Origin of the sequence: Pantoea sp. RSPAM1 (assembly GCF_038816185.1) — a bacterium.
Lineage (GTDB): Bacteria > Pseudomonadota > Gammaproteobacteria > Enterobacterales > Enterobacteriaceae > Pantoea > Pantoea ananatis.
On the sequence record NZ_CP046137.1, the window covers coordinates 1553493 to 1565657 of the forward strand.

Annotated in this window: 10 protein-coding genes; 7 read left to right on the top strand and 3 right to left on the bottom strand. The window is 53.4% G+C overall.

Annotated elements, in window-relative coordinates:
• Positions 1-9 precede the first annotated feature (9 nt).
• Positions 10-921 (bottom strand): LysR family transcriptional regulator, encoded by a 912-nt coding sequence (locus GKC68_RS07840; protein ID WP_047714119.1) that lies wholly within the window; start codon positions 919-921, stop codon positions 10-12.
• Between the two features lie 106 nt (positions 922-1027).
• Between GKC68_RS07840 and GKC68_RS07845 the strand changes: the two genes are divergently transcribed.
• From GKC68_RS07845 to mglC, 7 genes are all read left to right on the top strand, one after another.
• Entirely contained in the window at positions 1028-2155 is a 1128-nt protein-coding gene (locus tag GKC68_RS07845) for a YbfB/YjiJ family MFS transporter (protein WP_342656733.1), read from the top strand.
• Positions 2156-2280: 125 nt separating this feature from the next.
• Positions 2281-2946: a GTP cyclohydrolase I FolE gene (folE, locus tag GKC68_RS07850; RefSeq protein ID WP_014594111.1), complete on the top strand. Its 666-nt coding sequence runs from the start codon at positions 2281-2283 to the stop codon at positions 2944-2946.
• 50 nt (positions 2947-2996) lie between these two features.
• Complete coding sequence (yeiB, locus tag GKC68_RS07855) at positions 2997-4157, top strand: DUF418 domain-containing protein YeiB (protein ID WP_110145386.1); 1161 nt, start codon at positions 2997-2999, stop codon at positions 4155-4157.
• A gap of 142 nt (positions 4158-4299) precedes the next feature.
• On the top strand, positions 4300-5340 hold the full coding sequence (gene galS / locus GKC68_RS07860; RefSeq protein WP_028724911.1) for an HTH-type transcriptional regulator GalS: 1041 nt from the start codon (positions 4300-4302) through the stop codon (positions 5338-5340).
• A gap of 321 nt (positions 5341-5661) precedes the next feature.
• Complete coding sequence (mglB, locus tag GKC68_RS07865) at positions 5662-6657, top strand: galactose/glucose ABC transporter substrate-binding protein MglB (protein ID WP_028724910.1); 996 nt, start codon at positions 5662-5664, stop codon at positions 6655-6657.
• A 70-nt stretch (positions 6658-6727) separates the two neighbouring features.
• Entirely contained in the window at positions 6728-8248 is a 1521-nt protein-coding gene (gene mglA / locus GKC68_RS07870) for a galactose/methyl galactoside ABC transporter ATP-binding protein MglA (protein WP_028724909.1), read from the top strand.
• A 19-nt stretch (positions 8249-8267) separates the two neighbouring features.
• Positions 8268-9278: a galactose/methyl galactoside ABC transporter permease MglC gene (gene mglC, locus GKC68_RS07875; protein WP_028724908.1), complete on the top strand. Its 1011-nt coding sequence runs from the start codon at positions 8268-8270 to the stop codon at positions 9276-9278.
• 276 nt (positions 9279-9554) lie between these two features.
• On the opposite strand, the gene sanA is transcribed toward mglC, so the two are convergent.
• Together sanA and GKC68_RS07885 are read right to left on the bottom strand one after the other, a co-directional pair.
• Entirely contained in the window at positions 9555-10274 is a 720-nt protein-coding gene (gene sanA, locus GKC68_RS07880; RefSeq protein ID WP_028724907.1) for an outer membrane permeability protein SanA, read from the bottom strand.
• A 133-nt stretch (positions 10275-10407) separates the two neighbouring features.
• Positions 10408-12105 (bottom strand): NAD-dependent malic enzyme, encoded by a 1698-nt coding sequence (locus GKC68_RS07885; RefSeq protein ID WP_028724906.1) that lies wholly within the window; start codon positions 12103-12105, stop codon positions 10408-10410.
• Between the last annotated feature and the right edge of the window lie 60 nt (positions 12106-12165).

A 12165-nucleotide genomic window follows, 5' to 3' on the forward strand; every position in this document is an offset into this window, starting at 1 on the left:
GCGAAAACTCTATTCCGCCGCCTGCAATGGATGCATCAGCTCGTCATTGAGCGGACGATCGTGAAATTGTTCAATAATAAGATACTTCAGCGCCTCAACGTTGGGCGTGAAGGCATCGCGTCGCCACATCAGCCAGGTGGCGGTGTTGCGATATTCAGCCGGCAGGCTGTGAACCTGAACACGGGCGCGGTCTGGCATCTGTTTCAGCACCGACGCGGGAATCATAGCCACGCCCGCGCCGCCTGCGACACAGGCCAGCATGGCATGGTAAGACTGAATCTCCATCACGCTGTCAGGCGCGGCCTGGCTGTCGCGGTACCAGGCTTCAAGTTTAACCCGGTAAGAACAGCTGTTGCGAAAGGCAAACAGGGTATCGTCTTGCGTGTCGCGCGCGCAGGTTACCGGGATATGATCAAGATCGGTGATCAGGACCATTTCCTCACGAAATGCAATACAGCCGTTCAGATCGTCGTGCTGAACCGGGCCATCGACCAGGGCCGCGGCCAGCGTGCCTTCACGTACTCGATCAATAATTTCCCCTGAGGTGCCCGTGATCAGCGATAAGGCGACAGCAGGAAAACGCTGATGGAAGGCAGCGAGAAGGCCAGGCAGGCGCGTCGCGGCGGTACTCTCCATCGAGCCAAGTGCAAAATTCCCGCCGGGTTTACCCGCTCGGGTCATATTTAATGCTTCATCACTCAGGGCCAGAATACGCTGGGCGTAGTTAAGGAAATTATGGCCCATGGGCGACAGGCGAATGCGCTGTTTTTCGCGAATAAACAGATCGACACCCAGTTCCTCTTCCAGCTGACGCAGACGCGTTGTGAGGTTGGAGGGAACCCGATGCAGCTGTTCCGCAGCACGGGCCAGGGAACCGCTTTCTGCCACGGAACAGAACATACGTAACTGAACTAAATCCATAGTGTTCTCTTCCTGTAAACAAGTTGCTTAAGATTATTCACTTTTTGTGAGTGTAAGCATCGTTCATGCTATAAGCAAGTTTCTGTGTAAAAAACTGAGGTGCCAGATGGCGTTTCGCGTGGCAATAAGTGCATTTTTGACGTTGTTTGTTGTAATGGGAATCGGGCGCTTTGCCTTTACCCCGCAGGTTCCCCTGATGATTCAGGCGCACCAGCTAACGCTGACCAGCGCCAGCCTGGTGGCAGCATTAAACTATCTGGGCTACCTGTGCGGGTCTGTCGATGCCATGCGCGCACGCCATAAGGTCGCGTTGCGACTGCAACTTGGAACGTGGGGCGCCGTGGTGCTGACGGCACTGTCGGCCTTTGCCGACGGGCCGTGGTGGCATGGCATTATTCGCTTTGCCATCGGCTGGGCCAGCGGATGCGCCCTGGTGCTGGCGGCGGCGTGGAGCAACGAGCAGTTGCATCAGTATGGTCGTCCGGGGCTGTCGGCAGCCGTCTTTGCCGGACCGGGTGCTGGCATTTTTATCAGCGGTCTGCTCGCGGTGAGCTTGCACAGTTATCAGGTTTCAGCGGCGCTGGCCTGGTGGGTTTATGCCGCGCTGGCGGCGCTATTGGTGGCGCTCATTAGCCGAAATCTGCCGCGCAAGGGTGAGCTGCATCGTCCGGAGCAGGCACCGCAGTCGCTGGTGCTGACCCGCAACCTCCGGCGGCTGGTTCTGAGTTACAGCCTGGCGGGCTTTGGCTATATTCTCCCCGCGACATTTCTTTCACAAATGGCTGCCGTGCGTTTTCCAGGCAGTGCTGTGGCACAATTTGTCTGGCCGATATTCGGCGGTGCGGCGGTCATCGGTATTGTTCTGGGCATTGTCACGCGCAATTCGGGGAGCAGTCATGCCCGCCTGGCGATGGCCCTGTGGGCCCAGGCGCTGGGTGTGCTGGCGGCCGCATTGCTGCCGGGGTTCAGTGGGCTGCTTATCGGCGCGCTGCTGGTAGGAGGCGGCTTTCTGTGTGTGGTACAGCTGTCTTTTCTCTGTGCCCGTGAACTGGCACCGCAGCATATACGTTATATGGCCGGCCTGCTGACAACCGGCTATGCGGTTGGACAACTGGCAGGGCCCATGCTCTCCTCGCTGTCAACGCTGTTTCTTCATCGTCTCGAACCCGCACTGTGGGTGGCGGGGGGCAGTCTGATCGTCGCAGGGCTTCTGGTCTGGCGGCGGGACGCGTGAAAAGCTTTCATCTCCAATCGGATTGATTGCTGGATTCCCTGCACAGAAAGTTTCACAATACGCACTCAGAAATATGACCCGCTGGCAACAGACGGCGGGCGCAACACCTGCCGGAGAAGAGTAAGATGAGCACCTTGAGTCAGGAAGCGGCACTGGTCCACGAAGCGCTGCTGGCGCGTGGGCTGGAAACGCCGCTGCGCGCACCCACGCGTGAAATAGACGATGAAACGCGTAAGAGCCTGATTGCTGGCCATATGACGGAAATCATGCAGCTGCTGAATCTGGATCTTGAAGATGACAGCCTGATGGAAACCCCGCATCGCATCGCCAAAATGTATGTGGATGAAGTCTTTTCCGGTCTCGATTATGCCAACTTCCCCAAAATCACGCTCATCGAAAACAAGATGAAAGTGGATGAGATGGTGACGGTTCGCGACATTACGCTGACCAGCACCTGCGAACATCACTTTGTGATTATCGACGGGAAAGCCACCGTCGCGTATATCCCTAAAGATAAGGTGATCGGCTTATCGAAAATCAACCGCATCGTGCAGTTCTTTGCGCAGCGGCCTCAGGTGCAGGAGCGTTTAACGCAGCAGGTCCTGCTGGCGCTGCAAACGCTGTTGGGAACGAACAACGTTGCCGTTTCGATCGATGCCGTTCACTACTGTGTGAAAGCGCGCGGCGTGAAGGATGCCACCAGCGCGACGACCACGACCTCGCTGGGTGGGCTGTTTAAATCCAGTCAAAATACCCGTCAGGAATTCCTGCGCGCGGTGCGTCATAACTAAAGCTGACGGGCGGGCGCGACGGTCGCCCGCCTGAGACATCAGGATCCCACATGCAACGCTACCTCGTGCTGGATTTTATTCGGGGCTGTGCCATCCTCGGCATTCTGTTGTTAAATATTATTGGCTTTGGTTTACCTTCTGCTGCCTATCTTAATCCTGCCTGGCAGGGCAGCATCACCCTTTCTGATGCCTGGACGTGGGCTATTTCCGATGTCTTTGCCCAGCTCAAATTCCTGACGCTGTTCGCCCTGCTGTTTGGGGCAGGCCTGCAGATGCAGCTGTCACGCGGTAGCCGCTGGCTGACTGCCCGTTTATCCCTGTTAGTGATGCTGGGATTGATTCACAGCGTATTTATCTGGGAAGGCGATATTTTGCTGGATTACGGCATTATCGGGCTGGTTATCTGGCGTATGCTACGCGACGTTCCCTCTACCCGGGGGTTAATTAACACCGGAATTCTGCTCTATCTGATGGGATGCGCCGTGTTGCTGGTATTTGGCTTGATCTCCAGCCCTGAACCGTCGCCCTCATGGCTCCCGGGCGCTGCAGCGATCCAGTACGAGCAGTTCTGGAAGCTCACGGGCGGTCTGGCCGCCGTGCAGATTCGTTTAGATCACCTTTCGTCGGGATTGATGGCGCTGGTGGCCCAGTACGGCTGGCAACTGGCGGGACTGATGATGCTGGGGGCGGCGCTGGTGCGCTGCGGTTGGCTGAAAGGAACCTTTCCGCTACAGCACTATCGACGCGTTGCCGCGCTGTTGCTGCCGCTGGGTTTGCTGATGGCGGCCGCGGGCGTTGCCGCACAGTGGTGGGTTAACTGGGACTACCGCTGGAGCGCGTTTTATCTGCAACTGCCGCGCGATCTGGCCAGTCCGCTCATCAGCCTCGGCTATGCGGCATTGTGTTTCGGCTTTTGGTCTTCTGTCCAGCGCTGGCGGCTGAGCTATGCCATTTGTTGCGTAGGTCGAATGGCGCTCAGCAACTACCTGTTGCAATCCCTGATCTGTACCACGCTCTTTTATCGCTTCGGCGAGTTTATGCATTTCTCACGCCTGCAGCTGGTGATGCTGGTGCCCGTCATCTGGTGCGTTAATCTGCTGTTTTCCGTGCTGTGGCTGCGTTACTTCCCGCAGGGCCCCCTCGAATGGATCTGGCGTCGCCTGACGCAGATTGCCGCAGGTGCCCCGGCCGCCTCCCCCTCTGAAAGATGATGACCGCCATCACAAAGGTTACAGAATTGTATGTAACCGTTTTCATTGATGTGACGTAATTCACGCTGTGTGACGATCTTCCCTGACAAAATAGCGCCGGTGTTGTAACTGGCGTAATGCCTTATCTCTCTGGAAGTGCTGCATGATAACAATTCGTGATGTTGCGCGTCAGGCCGGTGTGTCAGTGGCCACCGTTTCGCGCGTACTAAATAACAGCAGCGCGGTCACCGCTGAAACACGTGACGTCGTGTTACAGGCGGTTGACGCTCTGGGCTATCGCCCAAACGCCAACGCTCAGGCGCTGGCTACCCAGGTGAGTGATACCATCGGGGTGGTGGTTATGGATGTTTCCGACCCCTTTTTCGGCGCGCTGGTGAAGGCGGTAGATACCGTGGCACAGCGGGTGCACAAGCATGTTCTGATCAGTAACTCCTGGCACCATGAAGAAAAAGAACGCCACGCCATTGAAGTGCTGATACGCCAGCGCTGCAATGCGCTGGTGGTGCACGCGAAAACGCTTTCAGACGCCGAATTAGCCGATTTTATGAGCCAGGTGCCCGGTATGGTGGTGATTAACCGTATCGTGCCGGGTTTCGAGCATCGCTGTGTCAGCCTTGATAATGTAACGGGCGCATTGATGGCTTCAAGAATGCTGCTGCAACAGGGGCATTGTCGTATTGGCTATTTGTGTTCCAGTCATCCCATTGAAGACGTGACACAGCGGCGTGAAGGCTGGCTACAGGCTCTGACAGAGCAGGGGATTCGTCCGCAGGAAAGCTGGATAGCCAGCGCCGAACCCGACATGCAGGGCGGCGAAGCCGCAATGGTTGAACTGCTGGGGCGCAATCTCAATCTGAGCGCCATATTCGCCTATAACGACAGCATGGCGGCAGGCGCGCTTACGGCCCTCAAAGACAACGGAATCCAGGTCCCTCAGCATTTTTCCGTGGTGGGCTTCGACGATATTCCGATTTCACGATACACCGATCCGCAACTGACCACTGTTCGCTATCCTATTGTTTCAATGGCGAAACTTGCCACAGAACTGGCGCTTCAGGGGGCCGCGGGCTGCATTGACAGCAGTGCAAAACACATCTTTATGCCGACGCTGGTACGCCGCCATTCCGTAGCGCAAAAGCAAATTGTGGAGTCCGTCACTAATTCAGGCGATTCCACGATGTAACCGTTTTCAATCTGTGATTGTATTCACAGTTAATTAACATTGCTATCACTATGATGGCAGCGTCTTACAGTACTGAAACATTATGTAACGCCACTCTCCTGTTGAGGGCACCGGCCTGGTCGCCGGTTTACATGGTTCATGACACGCACTATGGATGCAGTAGCCTACACGGAAGTCACGGAAGTTGAGTTTTGCATGGCACAGCAGTGGCTCAGCCTGATAGTGAGCGCATCCTGCCTCGCCGAATAATTCTACCTGATGTTCTAACGCCATCTGCGCGGCAGAACAAAAAAAGACCCTGCAAAAAAAACCGGAGATACCATGAATAAGAAGGTTTTCACGCTCACAGCACTGGTTGCCAGCATGATGTTTGGTGCAACGGCGCATGCCGCTGACACGCGTATCGGCGTAACCATTTACAAATACGACGACAACTTCATGTCGATGGTACGTAAAGATATCGAGAAAGAAGCCAAGACGCTGGGCGGCATTCAGCTGCTGATGAATGACTCGCAGAACGACCAGTCTAAACAGAACGATCAAATTGACGTGCTGATGGCAAAAGGCGTGAAAGCGCTGGCGATTAACCTGGTCGATCCGGCCGCGGCTGCGGTGGTTGTTCAGAAAGCCCGTGCTAACGACATTCCCGTGGTGTTCTTCAACAAAGAGCCAAACGCGAAAGTGCTGGCCAGCTATGACAAAGCTTACTACGTGGGTACCGACTCAAAAGAGTCTGGCGTGATTCAGGGCAAACTGATTGAGAAGCACTGGAAAGCAACCCCAGCCTGGGATCTGAACAAAGACGGTGTGATCCAGTATGTGCTGCTGAAAGGCGAGCCGGGCCATCCGGATGCCGAAGCGCGTACTAAATATGTTATCGATACGCTGAACAAAGATGGCATGAAAACCCAGCAGTTAGCGATGGATACGGCGATGTGGGATACCGCTCAGGCGAAAGACAAGATGGATGCCTGGCTGTCAGGTCCTAACGCCAAGAAAATCGAAGTGGTAATTGCTAACAACGATGCCATGGCAATGGGCGCCGTTGAAGCGCTGAAAGCACACAACATGTCCTCTATTCCGGTCTTCGGTGTTGACGCCTTACCTGAGGCACTGGCGCTGGTTAAATCTGGCGCGATGGCCGGTACTGTGCTGAACGATGCAGAAAACCAGGCGAAAGCCACCATCGATATGGCCAAGAACCTTGCTGATGGTAAACCGGCAACTGAAGGCACCAACTTCAAGATGGTTGATAAGATTGTTCGCGTACCTTACGTACCGGTTGATCAGGAAAACCTGTCTCAGTTCCAGAAATAACTCTTTGCAGACGGGCGCGGCAGCTGCTGCGCCTTTTTTATGTCATCACCGTTTTGTAGCCAGGTAAATTATGGCCAGTGATAATACGACCGCGCAGCGCGAATATCTGCTGGAAATGACCAACGTCAGTAAATCATTTCCCGGCGTGAAAGCTCTCGACAACGTTAATTTAAAAGTGCGGCCTCACTCCGTTCATGCACTAATGGGTGAAAACGGCGCTGGTAAATCGACATTGTTAAAGTGTTTATTTGGTATCTATAAAAAAGATACAGGCAGCATTCTTTTTCAAGGGCAGGAAATAGATTACAAAAGCTCCAAAGAAGCGCTGGAAAACGGCGTGTCGATGGTGCACCAGGAATTAAACCTGGTATTACAGCGTACCGTGATGGACAACATGTGGCTTGGGCGTTATCCACGCAAAGGCCTTTTTGTCGATCAGGACAAAATGTACCGTGATACCAAAGCGATTTTTGACGAGCTGGATATTAATATCGATCCGCGTGATAAAGTCGCCCATCTCTCCGTCTCGCAAATGCAGATGATTGAGATTGCCAAAGCATTTTCCTATGACGCCAAAATCGTGATCATGGATGAACCGACATCCTCGTTGACGGAAAAAGAAGTTAATCATCTGTTCACGATTATTCGTAAGCTGAAAGATCGCGGCTGCGGTATTGTTTATATTTCGCATAAAATGGAAGAGATCTTCCAGCTGTGCGATGAAATTACCATCCTGCGTGATGGTCAGTGGATTGTGACTCAGCCGCTTGAAGGGCTGGACATGGATAAGATCATCTCCATGATGGTCGGGCGCTCTCTCAGTCAGCGCTTCCCGGATCGCACCAATGTTCCGGGTGAAACCATTCTGGAGGTGCGCAATCTGACCTCGCTGCGTCAGCCCTCAATCCGCGATATTTCTTTTGATTTACGTAAAGGGGAGATACTCGGCATTGCCGGGTTAGTGGGTGCAAAACGTACCGATATCGTTGAAACGCTGTTTGGCATTCGCGAAAAATCGGGCGGCACAATTAAACTGCACGGTAAAACGATTAACAATCATACCGCCAATGAAGCCATTAACCATGGTTTTGCGCTGGTAACTGAAGAGCGTCGTTCTACCGGTATTTACGCTTTTCTGGATATTGGATTTAATTCCCTGATATCCAATATTAAAAAATATAAGAACAGTGTTGGTCTGCTGGATAATAAACGCATGAAAAGCGATACCCAATGGGTTATCGACGCTATGCGGGTAAAAACGCCAGGGCATCATACGCAAATTGGTTCACTTTCTGGTGGTAACCAACAGAAGGTCATTATTGGTCGCTGGTTGCTGACTCAGCCTGAAATCTTAATGCTTGATGAACCCACGCGCGGTATTGATGTGGGGGCCAAATTCGAAATTTATCAGCTGATGGCTGAGCTGGCGAAGAAGGAAAAGGGCATCATTATTATCTCTTCCGAAATGCCAGAGCTGCTGGGCATCACCGATCGTATTCTGGTAATGAGTAACGGTCTGGTCGCCGGCATTGTTGATACGAAAACGACCACGCAGAACGAAATATTGCGTTTAGCGTCATTACACCTTTAATGAAGTAAGGGCTGTTAACATGAAAGCGACTACAAAAAAGAATGCGCTAACCTGGCTGAAAGAGGGCGGCATTTATGTCGTACTGCTGGTACTACTGGCTATTATTATTTTCCAGGATCCGACATTTTTAAGTTTAATGAACCTGAGTAACATTCTGACTCAGTCTTCGGTGCGTATCATTATCGCGCTGGGCGTGGCGGGGCTGATTGTGACCCAGGGTACCGACCTGTCTGCCGGGCGTCAGGTGGGTCTGGCCGCCATTGTGGCCGCCTCATTGCTGCAATCCATGGATAACGTCAACAAAGTGTTTCCGCATCTGGAAACCGTGCCGATTCCGGTCGTTATCCTGATTGTTTGTGCGATTGGTGCCGTTATCGGTCTGGTAAATGGTGTCATTATTGCCTATCTGAAAGTGACGCCTTTTATCACGACGTTGGGTACCATGATCATCGTTTATGGCATTAACTCGCTGTATTACGATTTCGTTGGGGCCTCACCGATTGCGGGCTTCTATGATGGCTTCTCAACTTTCACACAAGGCTTCCTGCGTATAGGTGATTTCAAACTGTCTTACATCACCTTCTATGCGGCGATTGCTACCGTGTTTGTCTGGATTCTGTGGAACAAAACGCGCTTTGGTAAAAACATTTTTGCTATCGGGGGTAACCCGGAAGCGGCAAAAGTGTCAGGTGTGAACGTTAACCTGAACCTGATTCTGATTTATGCCTTGTCAGGCGTGTTTTATGCCTTCGGCGGTATGCTGGAAGCCGGTCGTATCGGCTCCGCCACGAACAACCTCGGTTTCATGTATGAACTGGATGCTATCGCAGCCTGCGTCGTCGGTGGCGTGTCCTTTGCCGGTGGTGTCGGTACGGTGGCCGGTGTGGTGACCGGGGTGTTGATCTTCACCGTCATCAACTACGGTTTGACCTATATCGGTATCAACCCTTACTGGCAGTACATCATCAAGGGCGGCATCATTATCTTCGCTGTGGCGCTCGACTCGTTGAAGTATTCGCGTAAAAAATAACAGCAGTGGCAATGTTGCAAGCGGCCTCAGGGCCGCTTTTTTTTGTCCTTTTACGCGGTGCTGCGGGGTTCGCTCATCGTCGGGGCGCTGTTTCTTTCATTGCTGTTTCTTTTATGGCGCCGGCGCAACGTCACGGGTTCGCCCCCTGAATTGGCTGGCGGATGTCGCCGCAGCGTTCCTGTTTCATTTCTGACAGCCGCATCAGGCGGGCAAGGTGGGGCAGCCATAAGCCATTCCGGGCTCATCTGTAACTTAAACGCGGGTAAACGGGGGGAATTACTGACGGCGTTTCTGTTCCAGTTCCAGTAGCTGTTCTGGTGTCACGGCAGGATAGCTCTGTGCATCTTCAGGGACGTCATGTACAGCCGGGATAGGCACCAGCGGGCCAAGGAAACGCGGTTCGCGCTTCAGTAAAAACAGATCGGCCAGCGCACCCAGTCGCGCACCGACTTCACGCATTCGTACGCTGAGCATATTTTTGGGAGACGGAACCGCATAGCACTGCGCCTGAATTCCGAGATGCAGGGCAATAAACAGTGCTCGTTCGCAGTGAAAACGTTGGGTAATGATAATAAAGTCGTTAGTATCGAATACCTTACGCGTACGAACGATAGAATCCAGCGTACGGAAGCCCGCATAGTCCAGCACAATATCCGCAGGATCGACGCCACCTTTGATGAGATCGCGTCGCATAGTCATGGGTTCGTTGTAGCTTTGTTGCGCATTGTCCCCGCTCAGCAGCAGGTAGTTCACCTTTCCACTGTTATAAGCGTTAAGCGCGCCCTGCATGCGGTACAGGTAATACTGGTTAATCACGCCGGTGCGATAATATTTGGCCGTGCCCAGTACTACCCCGACCTGACGGTGGGGAAGGGAAGCAAGGTTGTCATAGATATAGGGTGCCGTTTTCCAGCTTATCCAGCGGTCAAGGCCGAGCGCCGTCGCCACCATCGTTATGATGATGAAAAGCAGAGCAATGAAAACGCGTTTCAACATGCGCCTGAGCACTCGAGATCCGGAGTTTGGGTGGGACAAGGCTACTTGAGCGTCACTCGCTAAGCAAGTTTCCCCCGTCTGGCTGGTGTAAATTTAAGCAGCGCCGGATCCGCAGGGATCCGGCGCTGTGTTTTTAGATAGAGGTACGGCGATAGTGGCGGTATTGAGGCAGCCAGAAATTATTGGCGATAGACTGTGACAGCACGTCTTCTGACGTCACCACCGCGACGCCCGCGAGCTGGGCAGCTTTGCCCACTTCCATCGCGATAATCTTCGACACGCCCTGAATATCTTTAATTTCAGGCAGAACCGGGCCTTCACCGTCGTTCACCAGCGGTGAGCAATCCGCAAGAGCACGGCTGGCCGTCATCAGCATGGTATCGGTGACACGCGATGCGCCAGATGCAATCACGCCCAGGCCAATGCCAGGGAAGATGTAGGAGTTATTACACTGGGCGATCGGGTAGGTCTTACCGTTCCACGAAACCGGTGAGAAGGGACTACCTGTCGCGACCAGTGCAGCGCCATCGGTCCAGGCAATAATATCTGCCGGCGTGGCCTCAACGCGAGACGTTGGGTTAGAAAGCGGCATCACGATTGGACGTTTGCAGTGCTTGTGCATTTCACGGATGATCTCTTCTGTGAACAGCCCAGGCTGACCTGACACACCGATTAAGATGTCTGGCTGTGCGTTACGCACCACGTCCAGCAGTGAGATCGCATCATTTGAGGTATCCCAGTCTTTCAGGTTGTCGCTTTTCTGCACCAGCTTGCTCTGGAAATCGAGCAGGTTAGGCAGTTTGTCGGTCAGCAAACCAAAGCGATCCACCATCATGACGCGACCACGGGCTTCGTCGTCGCTCAGACCTTCCGATTTCATCTGTGCGATGATCTGTTCGGCAATACCACAACCGGCTGAACCCGCGCCCAGGAAGACAACCTTCTGCTCGCACAGGCGGCTGCCTGCTGCACGGCTCGCGGCAATCAGGGTGCCAACGGTGACCGCAGCGGTACCCTGAATATCATCATTGAAGCAGCACACTTCGTCACGATAGCGCTCTAGCAGCGGCATGGCGTTTTTCTGTGCAAAATCTTCGAACTGCAACAGCACTTTTGGCCAGCGGCGTTTAACGGCCTGAATAAACTCGTTTACAAACTCGTCATATTCTTCGCCCGTGATACGGGGATGGCGCCAGCCCATGTAGAGCGGATCGTTAAGCAGCTGCTGGTTATTGGTGCCCACATCCAGCACCACCGGCAGGGTATAAGCCGGGCTGATGCCGCCACAGGCGGTGTACAGGGACAGCTTACCGATTGGAATGCCCATGCCGCCGATGCCCTGATCGCCCAGACCAAGGATGCGCTCACCGTCAGTGACCACAATCACTTTCACATTTTGTTTGGTGGCGTTTTGCAGCATGTCTTCGATGTGCGCACGGTTGGGATAGGAGATGAACACGCCACGCGCCCGGCGGTAAATTTCTGAGAAGTGTTCGCAGGCGGCCCCGACGGTTGGCGTGTAGATAATCGGCATCATCTCTTCGAGATGGTTGTCCAGCAGACGATAAAACAGCGTTTCGTTGGTATCCTGAATGTTGCGCAGGTAGACATGTTTATCGTTGTTGTTTTTGAAGTCCTGAAACTGACGCCATGCGCGTTTTGCCTGCTCTTCGATGGATTCTACCGCTTCTGGCAGTAAGCCATTGAGGTTAAATTCATTACGCTCTTCGATGCTGAAGGCACTGCCTTTATTCAGCAGCGGAAATTCCAGCAATATAGGGCCAGCATAGGGAATATATAGCGGGCGTTTACTTTCGTATTCGAGTTCCATGCAGTCATGCTCCGGTTGCAAGTTTTCCTGGCGCAATAATCAAAGAGTAGGGTGACGCCA